The sequence below is a fragment of the Shinella sedimenti genome, from assembly GCF_022601905.1.
In the GTDB taxonomy this organism is placed as follows: Bacteria; Pseudomonadota; Alphaproteobacteria; order Rhizobiales; family Rhizobiaceae; genus Shinella; species Shinella sedimenti.
On record NZ_JAKVIN010000001.1, the window covers coordinates 609,212 to 627,923 of the forward strand.

Genomic DNA, 18,712 nt, shown 5'->3' on the forward strand with positions numbered 1-18,712 from the left:
AGCGTATCAGGCGCGGGCGGCGAGGCGATCGATGGCGTTCTGGGTGGAAGCGCCGAAGTCGCCATCAATTGGGCCGTTGTAGTAGCCACGGTCCTTCAGGATCTGCTGAAACGCCTTGCGGAACTGCGGCGTGAAGTTCGACGGCGAGCCCTTGAGTTCCGAAAGCTTGCCCTGATCACCACCCTCGATGCTGGCGGCTGCCCAGCGCGCTGCCTCCTTGGCATCGGCGCGGGTGCCGAGACCGTAGTCGTAGAGGCGCGAGAGGTTGCCCATCGCATAGGTATTGCCGCCATTGGCCGCCTTTTCATACCAGCTGATGGCCTGAGCGTAATCCTGCTTCACGCCGTTGCCGGCATCGTAAAGCCAGCCCAGCGAGGCCATCGAATAGTAGTCGTTGAAGGCTGCCGCCTTCTCGTACCACTTGCGGGCTTCGGCGTAATCGACGGGAACGCCGAGACCGGACTGATAGGCGTAGCCGACGGAGGACATGGCGTTGATGTCGCCGCCTTCCGCGCCCTTCTTGTACCATTCGAGCGAAAGGGTCAGGTCACGCGCCGTGCCGAGACCTTCGCGGTAAAACCAGCCCATGGTGGCCTGGCCATTGCCATAGCCTTGTTCAGCGGACTTGCGGTACCACTTGATGGCCTCGTCATAGTCCTTGCGCGTGCCGTTGTAGCCCTCGCGATAGAGCCAGCCGAGCGAGGCCTGCGCATAGGGATTGCCGGCATTGGCACCCTGTTCGAACATGCGCATGCCCTTGGCCATGTCGACCTGGCCATCCGTACCGTAGATCGAGTACCAGGCCAGGTTGGTCAGGGCGTAGAGGTTCCCCTCGTCCGCCGCCTTTTGGTAATACTCACGGGCCTGGCTGTAGTTGCGCGCCGCATCGTGCGCGCGGCCCAGCATGTTGCGGATCCCGTTATCGGACGGATTGGCGTTGAGCGCCGCCTCGCAGACCGGGATCGCGCGACCGTAATCGATCTGCGTGAAGAGCTTGCCGAGGAAGCCGGGGCGCAGGTTCGGCTCGCCGGCCAATTCGTAACACTGGTCCGCATCCGAACCGGTGAGCACCGTCGAGGATTGGCCAGTGGTGATGGTCGACGTGCCGCCGCTGGAGACCGAGGCACTGCCGGTGCGGCCGGTCGCGAGCCCGTCGATGGCGGCGATCGTCGCCGCGCCGAATTCGCCATCGGACGAACCGCTGTAGTAGCCGCGTTCGCGCAGCAGGTTCTGCAGCTCCGTGCGGAAGGCAACGGTGAAGTTTCCGGGGGTTTCCTTCAGTTCCTTCAGCTTGTTGGCATCGCCGCTTTCGATGGCAGCCGCCGCCCAGCGAACGGCTTCCTTGGCATCGGCCGGCGTGCCGAGGCCCTGATCGTAAAGGCGGGAGAGGTTGCCCATGGCATAGGCGCTGCCGGCATTGGCGGCCTTTTCATACCAGTAGCGGGCTTCCACATAATCCTGCTTCACGCCGTTGCCGACATCGTAGAGCCAGGCAAGAGAGGCCATGGAGTAGGCGTCGCCCATATTGGCAGCCTTCTCGTACCAGACCTTGGCCTCGGCATAGTTCTGCGCGGTGCCGAGGCCGTTCTGATAGGCCCAGCCGAGCGACGACATGGCATTGGCATCGCCCGCATCAGCGGCCTTACGATACCAGGAAAGCGATTGGACGTAATCCTGCGAGACGCCGAGGCCCTCGCGATAGAACCAGCCCATCGTCGCCATGGCATTGGCGTAGCCCTGGTTGGCCGACTGCTGATACCACTTCACCGCTTCATTATAATCCTGGCGCGTACCGCCGTAGCCTTCGCGGTAAAGCCAGCCGAGCGAGGCCTGCGCATAGGAATTTCCGGCAACCGCAGCCTTCTCGAACATCGACAGGCCCTTCGGCACATCGACGGGGCCGTCCGTCCCATAGACCGAGAACCAAGCGAGGTTGGTAAGGCCATACATGTTGCCGAGTTCGATCGCCTTTTCGTAGTTGCGGCGCGCCTCGATATAGTTGCGGTCTGCGTCATGCGCGCGGCCGAGCAGGTTTACGAGCATGCCGTCGGTCGGGTTCTCGTTGACGGCCTGAGCGCAGGCGGTGAGCGCGCGCTTGGCATCGATCTTCAGGAAGTTCACGCCCATGAAGCCGGGCAGCGACTGCGGCTCGCCGGCGAGCAGGAAGCAATCGCGCGACGCCGGCGTTTCCTTGCCGGCAACATTGACGCTAAGCCCCTTTTTTGGCTCCAGCGCGGCGATCAGCTGTTCGGCGTCGCTGCGGTGCTGACTGTCGGGATAGCGCTCGATGAAGCGCTGGAGGGCGGCCGCATCGGTCGAGCCCGTGAGCGCCTCCCAGGCGATGCCCGCCGCATCCTGCCCTTCTGTCTCGGTCGCTTCCTTGAGGCCGGCGAGCTTCTTTTCCGCCAGCATCTTGTAGACCGGGTCCTTGCCGTGCTTGGCGATGAAGGCGTTGATAAGGTCCTCGTCGGCGAGGTCGCGGATGTTCTGCCAGTCGGCCGCCGCCTCGGACTGGCCGTTCGGCGAGACCTCCTGCGTGTTGCCGCTGTTGGTGATGTTGATGTTCACTTCCTTGATGTTCAGGAAGATCTGCGCACCGCCGAGCGAACCGTAGACGAAAGGCTCCTGCTCGCGATTGGTGGCCTGCACCACCTCATCGCGCACCTTGCCGAGCGCGATGCGCACATCGAGGCCGGGTTCCGTGAGGTACTTGGCAAGCGCGGTGGCAAACGGGCTGTTCTTGCCCTCCCCGTCCAGCGCCACAGTACCGGCCTTCGACGCGAAAGCGATCAGCGTATCCGCCGATTCAGGCTCGACGCGCGCAAGGCCGCGCGACACGGCACGCGTGCCGATCGAGCGCGTCATCTGCGCGGAGAACGGATTGTTGCGGCAGGCATCGAGGATGAACAGCTTCAGCTTCTTGGCGCCCTCCAGCGACCGCTGCACGCGATCGATGGCCACGCTTTCGTCCTCGACATCCCTGTCGCTCTTCAGCGCCGCGTCGACGGGGATCAGGTAGTTGACCCCGTTCATTTCCATAGCGTGGCCGGAATAATAGACCACCGCCATGTCCGCATCGACCGATTCGTCCTCGAATTCGCGCAGCGCCTTGACCATGGCGGAGCGGTCGAGATCGAACACCGTCTTGACGGAATCGAATCCCGCATTCTGGAACGAGGCGCGCATCAGCTCCACGTCGTTCGCAGGATTGTTGAGCTGGGCGGTCTCTTCGTATTTCTGATTGCCGATCAACAGCGCAACGCGCTTCGCCTCCGCAGCGCCCGCATTGAACACCACGACGGCGACAGACACGAAGAATACCGGCGCCCAGTGTTTTTGTACGCGTCTTAACATGCCCTTACCTCCGGCATTATTGCCGCCACTATTACGTATGGGCATGCCCGTTTCAATGTGGGGGCATTCGGAATTTTTTATCATGGCCGGCGGAGCTCACCCGGCATCGACCTCCACCCAGCGCTCCTCGCGATGGGAGCGGGCCATGGCATGCACGGATTTTTCGATGCGCAGGCCATCGACAAAATCGATGGCATGGGATGGTTTCCCGGCGATGGCGGCCATCAGCTCGCGGCATTCTATGACCTTGAGATCGTTGAAACCAAGGCCGTGGCCCGGCGCCGGAATGAACCGGTCATAAGGCTTGTGATGGGGGGCGGTCAGGATTGTGGAAAAGCCCTGTTCGGTGGCGCGACCATCGGTCGTATAGAGCTGGAACTCGTTCATGCGCTCCTGATCGTAGAGGATCGAACCCGTCGAGCCATAGATCTGCAGGGCGATGCGGCCCTTGCGCCCCCAGGCGGAGCGGTTCGCCATCAGCACGCCGGAAATGCCGCCGGAAAGGCGCATCAGAACACTGGCGATATCGTGATTTTCGACGGCGCGCCGACCGCCGTCCTTCGTGGGACGGTCGGCATAGGGCTTGGCAAGCGAGGCGATGACCGCCTCGACATGGCCGAACAGGCTCCACAGCAGCGACAGCGGATGCACCGCGAAATCATCAAGCGCACCATAACCGGATGACGCCTCGCTCTTCCAATAGAACAGCGTCTGCGGATCGGCCATGAAATCCTCGTCCATCTCGATGCGGACGTGATTGACGGTGCCGATCGCGCCCTCGTCGATCAGCGAACGGATGTGGCGCATGACCGGGTTCTGGATGTAGTTGTAGCCCATCACGGCGACCTTGCCGGACGCGCGCTGGGCGGCAAGCATGCGCTCGGCATCGCCGAGGTCCGTTGCCATGGGCTTTTCGCACCAGACGTGTTTTCCCGCTTCGAGCGCGGCGATCGCCATTTCGGCGTGGAACTGGTTGGGTGTGGTGACGGAAATCACATCGACCTCAGGATCGGCCAGCAGGTCGCGCCAGTTCGCGGTGGCTTTGGCAAAGCCGAACTCCTTCGCACGCGCAACGGCGAGTTCGCCATTGGCTTCGGCCAGATGCACGAGGCGCGGGCGATCGACGTCGCCGAAAACCGTACTGACATTGTTCCAGGCGAGCGCATGGCACTTGCCCATATAGCCGGTGCCGATCAGTCCAATGCCAAGAGCCTTCATGACGTCTCCTCCGTCCGCTGAATTCCGCTACGCTCCCGCGCCGGAATTGCTATATCTCGCAAAGAGGGGCGCGCTGACGTCATTCATAGCCGGAAAGATTTGGAATGAAAACTTTCTTTTCCTTAATAATGGAATATTCATTCCGTTTTTCGCGAAGCGGCAACGTGAGGAGAATGAATGCATGACCAGCAGCGAAGCGGCCCAGACCCGCGTACCCCGCGATTTTGAAAGCCTGCGCAGCGTCATCATCGAGCGCAAGGAGACCATGCCGAAGCGGCTGGCGCAGGTGGCGGCCTATGCGCTGTCCAACCCTGACGACATGGCCTTCGGCACCGCAGCGAGCATTGCAACGGCTGCGGACGTGCAGCCTTCGACGCTGGTGCGCCTTGCCCACCATCTCGGCTACGACGGTTTTTCCGACCTCCAGAATGTCTTTCGCGCCCGGCTGCGCGACCGCACGCTTTCGTATGAGGAGCGGCTGCTGTCGCTGGAGGCCGGCGCAACGGCCAGCAGCGATACCGAACTTCTTTCCGGCTTCCTGAATGCGGCAAGCCAGTCGGTGGCGCGGCTTGCCAGCACGGTCGATGGCGAGACATTTTCGAAAGCGGTGGATGTGCTGGCGCGGGCGGAAACGATCTATCTCGTCGCCAAGCGCCGTTCTTATCCGCTGACGGCGCATATTGCCTATGCGTTCGGCAAGCTCGGTATCCGCCACCAGATCATCGCCTCCCCTAACGGCATCGATGCCGAAATGGCGCAATTCGCCACCGGCAAGGACGCGGTGATTGCGGCAAGCTTTTCACCCTATGCCGCCGAAAGCCTGACGCAGGCGCAGGAGTTGGCGGGCCGCGGCGTTCCGATCATCGCGATCACCGACTCGGTGTTCTCGCCGCTTGCCGCCACCGCCGCCCACTGGTTCGAGGTGTCTGAGGCCGATTATGCCGGCTTTCGCTCGCTTTCGGCCTCCATGGCGCTTGCCATGGCGCTGCCCGTCGCGATCGCCGAACGCCGGCGCAGTCTCAAGCGCACACCAAGGCGGAATGCCGGAGAATAAAAATGGAATGAATATTCCGAATTGACATAATAATAGAATTCATGTTTCATTTTCCGAGAATGCCGCATCGCCTTCCCGAAGGCGCCGCGAGACCGGGAGGAAGACATGCCCAACATCGATCGCCGCGAGAGCCCGGCGAAGTCGCTCGACGTGATCACGATCGGCCGTTCGTCGGTGGATCTCTACGGCCAGCAGCTCGGAACGAGGCTGGAGGACACCGCCTCCTTCGCCAAGTCCGTGGGCGGCTGCCCGGCTAATATCGCGATCGGCACGGCCCGCCTCGGCCTCAGGTCGGCGCTGATCACCCGCGTCGGTGACGAGCAGATGGGCCGCTTCATCCGCGAGCAATCCGCCCGCGAAGGCGTCGATGTCGAGGGCATCAAGACCGACAAGGATCGGCTGACCGCGCTCGTGCTGCTCGCCATCGAAGCCGAAGGCGTTTCGCCGATGATCTTCGTGCGCACCGACTGCGCTGACATGGCGCTGGACGAAGGTGACGTGGACGAGGCCTTCGTGCGCTCCTCGCGCGCCGTTCTGGTCTCCGGCACGCACTTTTCGCGCCCCAACACGGAAGCTGCGCAGCGCAAGGCGATCCGCATCGCGAAGGAAAGCGGCGGCAAGGTCATCTTCGACATCGACTACCGCCCGAACCTCTGGGGCCTTGCCGGCCATGCCGAGGGTTTCGAGCGTTATGTGAAGTCCGACCGGGTGTCCGCCACCCTTAAATCGGTCCTGCCGGACTGCGACCTGATCGTCGGCACGGAAGAGGAAATCATGATCGCTTCCGGCGCCGACGACGTGCTGTCGTCGCTCAAGGCGATCCGCGCCGTTTCGCCGGCCACCATCGTGCTGAAACGCGGCGCCATGGGCTGCATAGTCTATGACGGCCCGATCTCTGACGATCTGGAAGACGGCGTGGTGGGCGATGGCTTTCCCATCGAGGTCTATAATGTGCTGGGTGCGGGCGATGCCTTCATGTCCGGCTTCCTGCGCGGCTGGCTGACGGGGGAGGATCACAAGACCTGCGCCACCTGGGCCAATGCCTGCGGTGCCTTTGCCGTATCGCGCCTTCTGTGTTCGCCGGAATATCCGAGCTGGGAGGAACTGACCTTCTTCCTGAAGAACGGCAGCAAGCATCGCGCGCTGCGCAAGGACGAGGCGATCAACCACATCCACTGGGCGACGAACCGCAAGCAGGCCGACATTCCCCTGCTGATGGCACTCGCCTGCGACCACCGCATGCAGCTTGTCGACGTGGCCGACGAGTTGAAGGTGCCGCATGACAGGATTTCCGCGTTCAAGCGGCTGACAGTCGAGGCTGCCGCCCGCGTCTCGCAGGGCCGTCCGGGCTACGGCATGCTGATCGACGAACGTTTCGGCCGCGACGCCTTCTTCGACGCTGCAACCAAGGGTTTCTCGTGGATCGGCCGCCCGGTCGAACTGCCGGGCTCCAAGCCGCTGCGCTTCGAGTTCAGCCAGGATATCGGCTCTCAACTGGTGGAATGGCCGCTCGACCATTGCATCAAATGCCTGTGCTTCTATCATCCCGACGATCCTGATACCCTCAAGACGGAGCAGCAGGAGAAGCTGCGCACGCTCTTCGAAGCCGCCCGCCGCGTCGGTCGCGAGCTGCTGGTCGAGATCATCGCCGGCAAGAACGGCCCGCTCACCGACGACACCGTTTCGACCGCACTCCAGGAACTCTACGATCTCGGCATCAAGCCGGACTGGTGGAAGCTGGAGCCGCAGGCCTCCAGCGCGGCGTGGCAGAACATCGAAGCCGTCATCGCACGCAACGACGAATATTGCCGCGGCATCGTGCTGCTCGGTCTCGAGGCGCCGACGGAAGATCTGGTCAAGGCCTTCGAGGCGACCACGGTGGCGCCTTCGGTGAAAGGTTTTGCCGTCGGCCGCACGATCTTCGTCGACGCCGCCCGCGCCTGGATGGCCGGCAAGATCGACGACGAGGCGGCGATCACGGACATGGCCAGCCGCTTCCGCGAACTGACCGACGCATGGCTGCGCACGCGTAGCCTGCAATAACAGAATACGGGAGGAACATCATGGGCAAGACGATCCGGCTGACGATGGCACAGGCCGTTGCGCATTTCCTGAACGCGCAGAAGACGATCATCGACGGCAAGACGGTGCCGATCTTCGCGGGCGTCTGGGGCATTTTCGGCCATGGCAACGTCGCGGGCATGGGCGAAGCGCTCTATCAGGTACGTGAGGAACTGCCGACGCTGCGCGCCCACAATGAGCAGGGCATGGCTCATGCCGCCGTCGCCTTCGCCAAGGCGAGCTTCCGCCAGCGCTTCATGGCCTGCACGACCTCCATCGGCCCCGGCGCGCTCAACATGGTGACGGCAGCGGGTGTTGCACATGTCAACCGCCTGCCCGTGCTCTTCCTGCCCGGCGACATCTTCGCCAACCGCATTCCAGACCCGGTTCTCCAGCAGATCGAGGATTTCGGCGACGGTACGGTTTCGGTCAACGATGCCTTCCGCTGCGTGTCGCGCTATTTCGACCGGATCACGCGGCCCGAGCAGATCATCTCGGCGCTCAAGCGTGCCATGCAGGTGCTGACAGATCCGGTCGATTGCGGGCCGGTGACGCTTTCACTCTGCCAGGACGTGCAGGCCGAGGCCTACGACTATCCCGCCAGCCTGTTCGAGGAAAAGGTCTGGACGACCCGCCGCCCCCGCCCCGACACGGACGAACTGGCAGCGGCCATCGAAACGCTGCGCAAGGCGCAAAAGCCGCTGATCATCGCCGGCGGCGGCGTGCTCTATTCGCAGGCGACCGCCGAGCTCCAGGCTTTCGCGGAAACGCATGGCATTCCTGTGGCTGTCACGCAGGCCGGCAAGTCGGCCATTGCGGACGATCATCCGCTCTGCATGGGCTCGGTCGGCGTGACCGGCACCTCGGCCGCCAACGCCTTTGCGGAGGAAGCCGATGTCATCCTCGCCGTCGGCACGCGCCTGCAGGACTTCACGACGGGTTCGTGGGCGCTGTTCAAGAACGGCGGCGTGACGATGATCGGCCTCAACACCGCGCCCTTCGATGCCGCCAAGCATGACAGCCAGCCGCTGGTCGCGGATGCGCGGGAAGGCCTGAAGCTGCTTTCGCAAGCGCTAGGCGGCTGGTCGGCACCCTCGGCTTCCACGCAGACGGCCAAGAGCCGCAAGGGCGAATGGATGGCGGCGGCGAACCGCGCGACGGCACCAACCAATGCCGACCTGCCTTCCGACGCGCAGGTCATCGGTGCGGTGCAGCGTTCGATCGGCGGCGAGAACTCCGTCCTCGTCTGCGCCGCCGGTGGCCTGCCGGGCGAGTTGCACAAGCTGTGGCAGGCGAAGAAGCCGGGCGGCTACCACATGGAATACGGCTTTTCCTGCATGGGCTACGAGATTGCCGGCGCGCTCGGGGTGAAGCTGGCGCGGCCCGAGGCGGATGTCGTCGTCATGGTTGGCGACGGCTCCTACATGATGATGAATTCCGAGCTTTCGACGTCCATCATGCTCGGCCAGAAGCTGACCATCATCGTGCTCGACAATCGCGGCTACGGTTGCATCAACCGATTGCAGATGGGCACCGGCGGCGCGAACTTCAACAATCTGCTCAAGGACTCGATGATCGAGATGATGCCCGATATCGACTTCCGGGCGCATGCCGAGAGCATGGGCGCGGTCGCGGTCAAGGTGTCCTCCATCGCCGATCTCGAAACGGCCATCGAGCAGAGCAAGGGCAACGACCGCACCTCGGTCATCGTCATCGACACCGACCCGCTGATCACCACCGAGGAAGGTGGCCATTGGTGGGATGTGGCGGTGCCGGAAGTCAGCCCCCGCAGCGAGGTCAACAAGGCGCGCATCGCCTATGTGAAGGCCCGCGCAGCCCAGGCCTTGGGCTAGGAAGTATCGTCTCTGCCACCCTCAGGCTTGTCCCGAGAGGAAGGCAGAATGAATGGGACAAGACAATCGACAGGGAGGCCGTTGCCTCCCGCCATGGAGCCTCGCATGAAAGCCAAACTCGGCATGTCGCCCATCGCCTGGTGGAACGACGATCTTCCGGACCTGAGCGACGACGTGTCCCTCGAAGAGTGCCTGCGCCAGTCGCGCACGGCCGGCTTCACGGGCATGGAACAGGGCCGCCGCTTTCCGAGCAGCCCGGAGGAAATGCTGCCGATCCTGCGCGCCGCCGACGTCACGCTGTGCGGCGGCTGGTTTTCCGGCACGCTGGTCGATGAGGAACTGTCGGCCAACAAGGACCGCATCGCCCCGATGATCGAACTGTTCAAGGCCGTCAACGCGCCCTGCATCGTCTATGGCGAAGTCGGCCGCTCCATCCAGGGCGACCGCTCCAAGCCGCTCGCCACCAAGCCGCGCCTCTCCGACGACGAGATGAAGGCGTATGGTCGCCGCCTCACCGCCTTCGGCGAATGGTGCGCCGAACAGGGCATGCCGCTCTCCTACCACCACCACATGGCCGCAGTCGTCGAGACCGAGCCGGAACTCGATGCCTTCATGAGGAATTCCAGCGAAGGCATTCCGCTGCTGCTCGATGCCGGCCACCTCGCCTTTGCCGGCGGCGACGTGCTGCGCGCCATCGACAACCATCATGCCCGCATCAACCACGTGCATGTGAAGGATATCCGCCAGTCGGTCGTGGATGGCCTCGACCGCACGAAACAGTCCTTCCTCGATGCGGTGGCGCTCGGCGCCTTTACCGTTCCGGGCGACGGCTCGCTCGATTTCGGCGCCATCGTGCAGCGCTTTGCCGACTACGGCTATGAAGGCTGGTTCGTCGTCGAAGCCGAGCAGGATCCGCGCAAGGCTCCACCGGCGAAGATGGCTGAAGTCGGCCATGCCGAACTGATGCGCGTGATGACCGCCGCCGGTTATACTGTCGAGACGGAAGGATTTCCGAAAGGGTAAGCCCTAGCCGCACGCCTGAATGAAAGGACCGAACCCATGCCGAACCTGCTCGTCAAACCCCAGGGCACCCACGGCCGCGTCAGCCATGTCACGCCCGAAAGCGCCGGATGGACCTATGTCGGCTTCGACCTGCACCGCATGAAGCCCGGCGAGATCGTGGCGGCGGAAACGGGCAGCCGCGAGGTCTGCCTCGTCTGGGTTTCCGGCAAGGGCAAGGCGACGGCGGGCGGCGAGGATTTCGGCGTGCTCGGCGAGCGCATGAGCCCCTTCGAAGGCGCACCGCACGCACTCTATATCCCGGCCGATTCCAACTGGTCGGTGACGGCGGAGACCGATCTGGAACTCGCCGTCTGCTCGGCCCCGGGCGGCGGCGATTACAAGGCGAAGCCCATTCCCCCGGGTACCCATGCGCAGCTTCATCGCGGAAAGGGCTCGAATATCAGGCATGTGCATAACATCATGCCGGAAGACGACAATTCGGCCCATTCGCTGCTCGTCGTCGAAGTCATCACGCCGAACGGCAACACCTCGTCCTATCCCTCGCACAAGCATGACCGGGACGACCTGCCGAACGAAAGCCTGCTGGAAGAGACCTACTACCACCGCCTCAACCCGCCGCAGGGCTTCGCCTTCCAGCGCGTCTATACGGACGACCGTTCTCTGGACGAAGCCATGGCGGTGGAGGATGGCGACGTGACGCTGGTGCCGAGGGGGTATCACCCCTGCGCGACCATTCACGGCTACGACCTCTATTACCTGAACGTCATGGCCGGTCCGAAGCGCGTCTGGAAGTTCCACAACGCCAAGGAGCATGAGTGGCTGCTGGGGTGATTGTGCACCAGAATCATCGCGCAGGATTGCAATACGAAATCAATCACATCGCCCTGCACCGACCATCTCGCTGGCGGCGGCACCGGGTGCCGGAATACCATCGGCTTTATTTTTCAACCCTTTGACACGTTTCCGGGCGAAGAAACGAAGCGCAGGCTGAAAGCCGGCCTAGAAGGGAATGATCTCCTCGCGGTCTCTGGCGAAAGCCTCCTTGGGATGGCGGCGATAGGCGACGATATCGGTCATTTCACCGAGATGAACCCAGTTGCCGCCCTCGTTTTTCCGCCCCCCGATATGGACGATACCGCGATAGAAAATGAAGCGGCCGGACCGCAGGCGCACATCGACATCGCCGGTCGTGAACGGCGGCAGGCCGCCATGCCACGGGATCCATCCGTGATCGGGCTCGTCCCGGAAGATTTCCCACCGACCGTCAAACCGGTCGCCTTCCCAATGATTTTCCGCCACGTCTTTTATCGCTCCACGATTCACCAGATGTGAATATCACGCGCAGCCAGCGGCAATCAGACGAAAAGCGCGTGCGAGCTTAAGATCAGCGCTTCCACTTGCGCGTGATGCCCCATTCCTTGGCGATCTCGAGCGTCGAGGAAAAGCCGGCCTCCAGCATGAAGGGTTCCGGTGAGGCCGCGTAGCCGCCGCCCTCGCCCGACATGACCGGCGTGCCGTGACCCATGCCGTCGATTTCATGGAAGGTGACAAGCGGCTTGCCGTCCTTGTCCGGCCAGATCCGGATGCGGCGGCCTTTCAGGCGCTTTTCGACGAAGGCATCCTTCGGCAGGCGGTAGAGGTCGCGCCATTGCTCGACAAGCGCGAGGCCGTTGGAAAGCGCGACCGTATCGTCGGCAGTGCCGTGCCAGATCGAGACCGACGGCTTGCGGCGAATGCGCGGCGAGACCAGGCGAACGAGATCGGCCCAGGCGCGGGGCGTATGATCCGGGGCCTGCGCCATCGCATCAAAGGCACGGGTGGCGTCGCGTGCGGCACCGAACGGGAGGCCAGCGATGATGGCGCCGCCCGCGAAGACATCAGGGTAGTTCGCCAGCATCGCAGCCGTCATGGCGCCGCCGGCCGAAAGGCCCGTTATGAAAATGCGCTGCCGGTCGCTTGCCGCAAGCTCCGTAGCGTGGGCCACGATCTGGCGGATCGACATGAGTTCGCCGCGGTCACGTGTCACCTCGCTCGGGCGAAACCAGGTGAAACACAGACGCGGATTGTTCGCCTCCCGCTGCTGGGCATAAACGACGGCAAAGCCACGCTCATCGGCAAGCGAGGCCCAGCCGGCGGCGCGGTCATAGCTTTCGGCATCCTGCCGGCAACCGTGCAGCACCAGCACGAGCGGGCGCCCGGCCGGCAGGCCCTCGGGGATATGCAGCAACATGCGAAGGCCGCCGGGATTGCTGCCGAAACCACTCGTCTCGACAAGCGGCGAGCCTGTGTCCACGCGGCGGCGCACGGCCGGCGTCCTGCGTTCCGTGGTCGGCTGAAACGGCCAGAACAGGTCTCCCAGCCGCGTTTCGGCTGGTAACAGTCGCTCGACCGACCGCTTGAAGCGATCCCGCATGCTTGGCCTCTCTTTCATGGAATTGCCCATCGTCAGTTTACTTGCGCAGTGCGCGCGGCAGGATCAAGGCACAGGCGGCGAAATATCGGGGATGGCTCATTCTGCGGATTCATGAGGGCATTCATAAATAGCCAAAGTGCAACGCCCTGCATTTCGTTCCCGGCCTTTCGAACCCGGTCAAGCTGATGTAGCACTTCTGCAACGACAGATCCGCGACAGGAGGAACCCCATGAGCGAGCACCACAGCGCCACCCCCGAGCAGGCGCGCGCCAAGATGGCGCCCTTCGACTGGGCCGATCCCTTCCTGCTTGAAGATCAGCTGACGGACGAAGAGCGCATGATCCGCGATACGGCGCGCGCCTATTGCCAGGACAAGCTCGCCAGCCGCGTGACCGAAGCCAACCGCCATGAGATCTTCCACCGCGAAATTATGAGTGAGATGGGCGAACTGGGCCTGCTCGGCCCGACCATCCCGGAAGAGTATGGCGGCGTGGGCGCCAACTACGTGTCCTACGGCCTCGTCGCCCGCGAAGTGGAGCGCGTCGATTCGGGCTATCGCTCGGCCATGTCCGTGCAGTCCTCGCTCGTCATGCACCCGATCTTCGCCTATGGCACCGAAGAGACCCGCAAGAAGTACCTGCCAAAACTCGCTTCCGGCGAGTGGGTCGGTTGCTTCGGACTGACGGAGCCCGACCATGGCTCGGACCCCTCCTCCATGATCACCCGCGCGAAGAAGGTCGACGGTGGTTATCTCGTCTCGGGCGCCAAGAACTGGATCACCAATTCGCCGATCGCCGATGTTGCCGTCGTCTGGGCCAAGTCCGACGCGCATGACAACAAGATCAAGGGCTTCGTGCTGGAACGCGGCATGAAAGGCTTCGAAACACCGAAGATCGACGGCAAGTTCTCGCTGCGCGCCTCCGTCACCGGCATGATCATGATGCAGGACGTCTTCGTGCCCGAAGAAAACCTGCTGCCGGAAGTGTCGGGCCTTGCCGGTCCGTTCGGCTGCCTCAACCGCGCCCGCTACGGCATCGCCTGGGGCGCCATGGGTGCCGCCGAATTCTGCTGGCACGCCGCGCGCCAGTATACGCTCGACCGCAAGCAGTTCGGCAAGCCGCTCGCCGCAACGCAGCTCATCCAGAAGAAGCTCGCCGACATGGAGACCGAAATCGCACTCGGCCTGCAGGGCGCGCTGCGGCTTGGCCGCCTGTTCGACGAACATCGCGCGCCTGCCGAGCTGATTTCGCTGATGAAGCGCAACAATTGCGGCAAGGCGCTCGATATCGCCCGCGTTTCGCGCGACATGCACGGCGGCAACGGCGTTTCGGACGAATATGGCGTCATCCGCCACGTCATGAACCTTGAAGCCGTCAACACCTATGAGGGCACGCATGACATCCATGCGCTGATCCTCGGACGCGCGCAGACTGGTCTTCAGGCCTTCCAGTAAGCTGACCTGACATTTCGCAATTTCGGCGGCCGCTCGTTAGAATACGGGCGGCCGTTTTTACGCTTTCTCCATCCCGTTTCGGTACAGTACCAGTCCGGCAACAGAAGCGGGAGGGCTTCATGCCTCTCGAACATCTCCACGAACAGGCCCATGCGCGCCAGCCCAAGCGCAGTTTCGTCCAGTACAGGCTGGACCGGCCCGGCTTCATCACGCCGATCGGTCATCACCTCAGCACGGCGTTGCGCTACACCTGCCTGATCCGCAGCATTTCGAGTGCCGGTGCGGTGCTCTCCATCAATCGGACGCTGACGCTGCCCGAGAACTTCTATCTGGAAATCCAGGGCATTCGCGACGGCATTCCCTGCACCGAGTTCAAGCGCGACGGCGACGAGATGGTCGTGCGTTTCAACATGTTCCTCGATACGGAATTCCTCAAGGTCGTGCTGGGGCGGCCGGCCGACCTGCATGAGGCCTGATCGGCCGCACAAAATATGCGTCGATTAAACTTTTAAAAATTTGCTTCAGCGAAACAAAATACTCCGCTGCAACACTGCCTCATCTGTGTCGGACATGATCGTCCTCCTCGGGAGTATCGCAATGAGCATTGGCGCCGATCCGCGTTCCGCCGCGGGCCTTTATGAACGCAAGTGGGAGCGTTACGCGGTCAACCGGCAAGGTATGCTGATGACCGTGGGCTTCGATCTGGGCGCGCCGAAGATGCGTAGCTGCCAGTTGATCGACATCTCCCAGGGCGGCGCGAGCTTCAGCGTCACCACGACGATCGGCCTTCCGCTGCACTATTATCTTTCCATCGTCGGCGTCACGTCGCGCATCGGCTGCGCCGAGGTCTATCGCACCGACAGCCGCATCGGCGTGCAGTTCATCAAGGAAATCGACGAGGAGCTGTTGCACACCATCGTGCGCGCCGACTATTTCACCGGCGGTGCCGCCAAGCCGAAAGTGCCGGAGCGGCGCTACATGGTGGGTGTCGAAAAGGGCGGCGTGGGATCGCGCATCACCTGAGCGTTTCGCAACCGGGGATTATTGGCTAGGGTGCCGGCAAAGCCGATTCCGGCACCTTGTCCGTTCACCGATCCCAGGCGTTTTCATGTCCGCATTTTCCCGCTTTACCGCCATTGCCCAGGCACTGCCCTCCACCGTTCCCTTTGTCGGCCCCGAAACAATCGAACGCACCCGCGGCCTTGCGGTCCGCGCCCGCATCGGTGCCAATGAGAGCGGCTTCGGCCCAGCCCCCTCCGTTATCGAGGCCATGCGCACGGCAGCGACGACGACATGGATGTACAGCGACCCGGAGAATTTCGAGCTGAGGGAGGCGCTTGCCCTTCATCACGGCATATCGCGCAACAACATCGCCATCGGCAGCGGCATAGATGGTCTGCTCGGCGATATCGCGCGCCTGATCGTGGAGCCGGGCACGCCCGTGGTCACCTCGCTCGGCGGCTATCCCACCTTCAACTATCATGTGAACGGCTATGGCGGTCGGCTGGTCACGGTGCCCTATGCGGGCGACCGCGAGCATCTCGACGGTCTGCTGGATGCTGTGCGGCGGGAAAATGCTCCGCTCGTCTACCTCGCGAACCCCGATAATCCGATGGGCAGCTGGTGGGATGCCGACAGCGTCGTCGCCTTCGCGAAGGCTCTGCCGGAAACGACGCTGCTCGTGCTGGACGAGGCCTACGGCGAGACGGCGCCGTCCGGAACCATTCCGTCCATTACCGCGCTGATCGGCCAACCGAACATTCTGCGCATGCGCACCTTCTCGAAGGCCTACGGACTGGCGGGTGCGCGTGTGGGCTATGCCATCGGCACGCTTGGCAATGCGCAGGCCTTCGACAAGATCCGCCACCATTTCGGCATGGCGCGGGTGTCGATCGCGGCAGCGCTGGCCGCACTCGATGACCAGGCCTATCTGAAGGATGTGATCGGCCGCATCGCGGCATCGCGCGCGCGCATCACCACCATTGCGCAGTCGAACGGCCTTGCGCCACTCCCCTCCGCCACGAATTTCGTCACCATCGACTGCGGCCGCGACGTCGCGCATGCCAAGGCCATCGTCGAAGGGCTCATGGAGCATGGCGTGTTCATCCGCATGCCGGGCGTTGCGCCCCTCAACCGATGCATTCGCATCAGCACGGGAATGGAAAGCGACATGGCCCTGCTGGAAGAAGCCCTGCCCAAAGTGCTGAAAAAGCTGGCATAAACGCCAAGCCTCCCGACGAGGCCAACGGAACTCCGGTTCTGGCGCCGGTTGCCGTGGGTCTCCGGGAGGCTTGGCGAATGCCTGTTCAGGCCTGTCTTATCAGTGAAGCGTCATCCACTCGCGGGCGGCGCGCAGCGCCATGGCGAGATCTGTCTTCGTCATTGTCGCGGCAAGATCGGCGCGCAGTTCAGCGGCGCGGTCGCAGCCCTTGATCGCGGCGATGTTGAGCCATTTGTGGGCCTGCACCACGTCGATATCGCAACCGCGGCCCGTCGCATACATCAGGCCCATGTCACAGAAGGTTTCGGCGCGGTTTTCACCGCCAGTCATGGCGGCCGTTTCGGTATTCTGAAAATCAAAGCGTGCCATTTCGATAGTCCCTGTCTGACTGGTTTACTGTTCTTTTGTCCTGTTTTACCTGCCCTTTCGGGCCTCTCCTGGCGCCTGCCGTCTTCGCGGCTTTGGTCTTCCCTGAGAGTTTTGCCGGCCGGTTATTCCGTGCTCGTCTTATGGCTCCACTATGCCGCGGGGCCTTCAAAATGCGCTTAAAAGGCATGCTTAATTTGAGACAAACAAAATCCAAACGCTTGGTAAAATTGGGTTTTCGTTAAACATCGGACCCTCTGAAATCCGGCGGATTTGCTTCAAAATTTACCGATTGTTCAAACGGCGATTTCAACGCTTCGCTAACCACGGCGAACGGCAGTGATTTTGCGATCAGCAAGATTTGAGGCTCTTCCCCCTTTGGAGGCGCCGGATTCCGGCTTTCGCGCATATTTACCTTTACGTTTGCGTAAGATATTCTGCGCGCTCATTCTGGAGGAGGAAGAGAATGAAACTGAGGACCTTGCTCATTGCGGCGCTTCTGGCCATGCCTGCTGCCGTTACCCATGCCGCCGAGCCCATCGAGGGCAACTGGAAGACGGCGAGCGGCGCGACCGCCGCGATCGCCAAATGCGGCGGCGGCTTCTGCATTACCTTGAAGACGGGAAAACATGCCGGCAAGCGCATCGGCCAGATGAATGGTGCCGGCACCGATTACAGCGGATCGATCACTGACCCGGAAACCGACAAGACCTATAGCGGCTCGGGCACGGTCACCGGCAGTTCACTGCGCATGAAAGGCTGCGTGCTGGCGGTTCTGTGCAAGTCTCAGACCTGGACACGGCTCTGAGGAAACCGAAAAGCCGGCGCCAGGCGCCGGCTTTGCCGTCTTCGATTATTGGGCGCGCTGGCCGAACAGGATCTTCTGCGCTTCCTTGTCCTCGGCAAGGTTGGCCTGACGGGCCCGCTCTTCCTGGCCGACCGCAATGCCGCGCTCGACAGCCGGTCGCGCCATCAACGTCTCGAACCACCGCTTGAGATTCGGAAAGTCGTTAAGATCCTGTCCCTGCTTTTCGTAGGATCGCACCCAGCCGACGCATGCCATATCGGCGATGGAGTAATCCCCAGCCAGATATTCGCGATCGGCAAGCCGCCGGTTCATCACGCCATAGAGGCGGTTCACCTCATTGGTGTAGCGATCGATGCCGTAGGCAATCTTTTCAGGTGCGTAGTCCCGGAAATGATGTGCCTGTCCGGCCATCGGTCCAAGTCCGCCCATTTGCCAGAACAGCCATTGATCGACCTCGACGCGCCGGCGCTCGTCCGCCGGATAGAACTGTCCATATTTGCGACCGAGATATTGCAGGATCGCACCGGACTCGAAGATCGAGATCGGCGCACCATCAGGTCCGTCCGGATCGATGATCGCCGGCATGCGGTTGTTGGGCGCGATCTTCAGGAAGTCAGGGGCGAACTGCTCACCCTTGCCGATATTGATGTAGCGGACATCATAAGGAACACCCAGTTCCTCCAGCATGATCGTGACTTTGTAGCCATTGGGTGTCGGCCAGTAATAGACTTCGATCGGCGCGGTCATTTCGGTCTCTCCTTCGTGCTGTTCAACACGTAGAGGGTGCCCTGCGCCGCTTCAAGGCACATTCACACCTTTTCTGAACAGGAGATGAACCGGCCTCTCAGGGAGCGTTCAGTCCCAGAATGCGACAAAGGCGTCACAGCA

16 protein-coding genes are annotated in these 18,712 nt (G+C 62.5%); 11 read left to right on the forward strand and 5 right to left on the reverse strand.

The window, feature by feature from the left end; translation table 11 throughout:
* Positions 1-6: 6 nt before the first annotated feature.
* Positions 7-3,354: a caspase family protein gene (locus tag MKI86_RS03085; RefSeq protein ID WP_241597045.1), complete on the reverse strand. Its 3,348-nt coding sequence runs from the start codon at positions 3,352-3,354 to the stop codon at positions 7-9.
* A gap of 96 nt (positions 3,355-3,450) precedes the next feature.
* On the reverse strand, positions 3,451-4,572 hold the full coding sequence (locus tag MKI86_RS03090; RefSeq protein WP_241597048.1) for a Gfo/Idh/MocA family protein: 1,122 nt from the start codon (positions 4,570-4,572) through the stop codon (positions 3,451-3,453).
* 181 nt (positions 4,573-4,753) lie between these two features.
* Here MKI86_RS03090 and MKI86_RS03095 point away from each other — a divergent pair, with 181 nt between their 5' ends.
* From MKI86_RS03095 to MKI86_RS03120, 6 genes are all read left to right on the forward strand, one after another.
* Positions 4,754-5,626: a MurR/RpiR family transcriptional regulator gene (locus MKI86_RS03095; protein ID WP_241597049.1), complete on the forward strand. Its 873-nt coding sequence runs from the start codon at positions 4,754-4,756 to the stop codon at positions 5,624-5,626.
* 105 nt (positions 5,627-5,731) lie between these two features.
* Positions 5,732-7,669 carry a bifunctional 5-dehydro-2-deoxygluconokinase/5-dehydro-2-deoxyphosphogluconate aldolase gene (locus tag MKI86_RS03100; RefSeq protein ID WP_241597051.1) on the forward strand — a complete coding sequence of 646 codons (1,938 nt, stop codon included), beginning with the start codon at positions 5,732-5,734 and terminating at the stop codon, positions 7,667-7,669.
* Between the two features lie 20 nt (positions 7,670-7,689).
* Positions 7,690-9,540, forward strand: a complete 1,851-nt coding sequence (gene iolD, locus MKI86_RS03105) for a 3D-(3,5/4)-trihydroxycyclohexane-1,2-dione acylhydrolase (decyclizing) (protein ID WP_241597053.1) — start codon at positions 7,690-7,692, stop codon at positions 9,538-9,540.
* 105 nt (positions 9,541-9,645) lie between these two features.
* Positions 9,646-10,563 carry a myo-inosose-2 dehydratase gene (gene iolE, locus MKI86_RS03110; protein ID WP_241597055.1) on the forward strand — a complete coding sequence of 306 codons (918 nt, stop codon included), beginning with the start codon at positions 9,646-9,648 and terminating at the stop codon, positions 10,561-10,563.
* Between the two features lie 36 nt (positions 10,564-10,599).
* Positions 10,600-11,394 (forward strand): 5-deoxy-glucuronate isomerase, encoded by a 795-nt coding sequence (iolB, locus tag MKI86_RS03115; RefSeq protein ID WP_241597057.1) that lies wholly within the window; start codon positions 10,600-10,602, stop codon positions 11,392-11,394.
* A complete protein-coding gene (locus MKI86_RS03120; protein ID WP_241597059.1) occupies positions 11,395-11,895 on the forward strand; it encodes a hypothetical protein in 501 nt (166 codons plus the stop codon).
* A gap of 52 nt (positions 11,896-11,947) precedes the next feature.
* Here MKI86_RS03120 and MKI86_RS03125 read toward each other — a convergent pair whose 3' ends face one another.
* Complete coding sequence (locus MKI86_RS03125; protein ID WP_241597061.1) at positions 11,948-12,976, reverse strand: extracellular catalytic domain type 1 short-chain-length polyhydroxyalkanoate depolymerase; 1,029 nt, start codon at positions 12,974-12,976, stop codon at positions 11,948-11,950.
* 229 nt (positions 12,977-13,205) lie between these two features.
* Here MKI86_RS03125 and MKI86_RS03130 point away from each other — a divergent pair, with 229 nt between their 5' ends.
* The 4 genes from MKI86_RS03130 (at position 13,206) to MKI86_RS03145 (ending at position 16,650) form a co-directional block, all read left to right on the forward strand.
* Positions 13,206-14,429, forward strand: a complete 1,224-nt coding sequence (locus MKI86_RS03130; protein WP_241597064.1) for an acyl-CoA dehydrogenase — start codon at positions 13,206-13,208, stop codon at positions 14,427-14,429.
* A gap of 119 nt (positions 14,430-14,548) precedes the next feature.
* On the forward strand, positions 14,549-14,905 hold the full coding sequence (locus tag MKI86_RS03135; RefSeq protein ID WP_241597067.1) for a hypothetical protein: 357 nt from the start codon (positions 14,549-14,551) through the stop codon (positions 14,903-14,905).
* A gap of 121 nt (positions 14,906-15,026) precedes the next feature.
* The gene (locus MKI86_RS03140; RefSeq protein WP_241597070.1) at positions 15,027-15,452 is read left to right on the forward strand and encodes a PilZ domain-containing protein; all 426 of its coding nucleotides are present in this window, start codon (positions 15,027-15,029) and stop codon (positions 15,450-15,452) included.
* Positions 15,453-15,537: 85 nt separating this feature from the next.
* Positions 15,538-16,650: a pyridoxal phosphate-dependent aminotransferase gene (locus MKI86_RS03145; protein ID WP_241597073.1), complete on the forward strand. Its 1,113-nt coding sequence runs from the start codon at positions 15,538-15,540 to the stop codon at positions 16,648-16,650.
* A 99-nt stretch (positions 16,651-16,749) separates the two neighbouring features.
* Here MKI86_RS03145 and MKI86_RS03150 read toward each other — a convergent pair whose 3' ends face one another.
* A complete protein-coding gene (locus tag MKI86_RS03150; protein ID WP_241597077.1) occupies positions 16,750-17,019 on the reverse strand; it encodes an SEL1-like repeat protein in 270 nt (89 codons plus the stop codon).
* A gap of 463 nt (positions 17,020-17,482) precedes the next feature.
* On the opposite strand from MKI86_RS03150, the gene MKI86_RS03155 reads away from it, so the two are divergent.
* Entirely contained in the window at positions 17,483-17,824 is a 342-nt protein-coding gene (locus MKI86_RS03155) for a DUF2147 domain-containing protein (protein WP_241597080.1), read from the forward strand.
* A gap of 45 nt (positions 17,825-17,869) precedes the next feature.
* Here MKI86_RS03155 and MKI86_RS03160 read toward each other — a convergent pair whose 3' ends face one another.
* Positions 17,870-18,571 carry a glutathione S-transferase N-terminal domain-containing protein gene (locus MKI86_RS03160; protein ID WP_241597082.1) on the reverse strand — a complete coding sequence of 234 codons (702 nt, stop codon included), beginning with the start codon at positions 18,569-18,571 and terminating at the stop codon, positions 17,870-17,872.
* Between the last annotated feature and the right edge of the window lie 141 nt (positions 18,572-18,712).

What these genes read in the sequence shown, in the direction of transcription:
- MKI86_RS03085 (WP_241597045.1), bottom strand. Translation starts at nt 3,354, where the DNA reads ATGTTAAGACGCGTACAAAAACACTGGGCGCCGGTATTCTTCGTGTCT.
- MKI86_RS03090 (WP_241597048.1), bottom strand. Translation starts at nt 4,572, where the DNA reads ATGAAGGCTCTTGGCATTGGACTGATCGGCACCGGCTATATGGGCAAG.
- MKI86_RS03095 (WP_241597049.1), top strand. Translation starts at nt 4,754, where the DNA reads ATGACCAGCAGCGAAGCGGCCCAGACCCGCGTACCCCGCGATTTTGAA.
- MKI86_RS03100 (WP_241597051.1), top strand. Translation starts at nt 5,732, where the DNA reads ATGCCCAACATCGATCGCCGCGAGAGCCCGGCGAAGTCGCTCGACGTG.
- iolD (WP_241597053.1), top strand. Translation starts at nt 7,690, where the DNA reads ATGGGCAAGACGATCCGGCTGACGATGGCACAGGCCGTTGCGCATTTC.
- iolE (WP_241597055.1), top strand. Translation starts at nt 9,646, where the DNA reads ATGAAAGCCAAACTCGGCATGTCGCCCATCGCCTGGTGGAACGACGAT.
- iolB (WP_241597057.1), top strand. Translation starts at nt 10,600, where the DNA reads ATGCCGAACCTGCTCGTCAAACCCCAGGGCACCCACGGCCGCGTCAGC.
- MKI86_RS03125 (WP_241597061.1), bottom strand. Translation starts at nt 12,976, where the DNA reads ATGCGGGATCGCTTCAAGCGGTCGGTCGAGCGACTGTTACCAGCCGAA.
- MKI86_RS03130 (WP_241597064.1), top strand. Translation starts at nt 13,206, where the DNA reads ATGAGCGAGCACCACAGCGCCACCCCCGAGCAGGCGCGCGCCAAGATG.
- MKI86_RS03135 (WP_241597067.1), top strand. Translation starts at nt 14,549, where the DNA reads ATGCCTCTCGAACATCTCCACGAACAGGCCCATGCGCGCCAGCCCAAG.
- MKI86_RS03140 (WP_241597070.1), top strand. Translation starts at nt 15,027, where the DNA reads ATGAGCATTGGCGCCGATCCGCGTTCCGCCGCGGGCCTTTATGAACGC.
- MKI86_RS03145 (WP_241597073.1), top strand. Translation starts at nt 15,538, where the DNA reads ATGTCCGCATTTTCCCGCTTTACCGCCATTGCCCAGGCACTGCCCTCC.
- MKI86_RS03150 (WP_241597077.1), bottom strand. Translation starts at nt 17,019, where the DNA reads ATGGCACGCTTTGATTTTCAGAATACCGAAACGGCCGCCATGACTGGC.
- MKI86_RS03155 (WP_241597080.1), top strand. Translation starts at nt 17,483, where the DNA reads ATGAAACTGAGGACCTTGCTCATTGCGGCGCTTCTGGCCATGCCTGCT.
- MKI86_RS03160 (WP_241597082.1), bottom strand. Translation starts at nt 18,571, where the DNA reads ATGACCGCGCCGATCGAAGTCTATTACTGGCCGACACCCAATGGCTAC.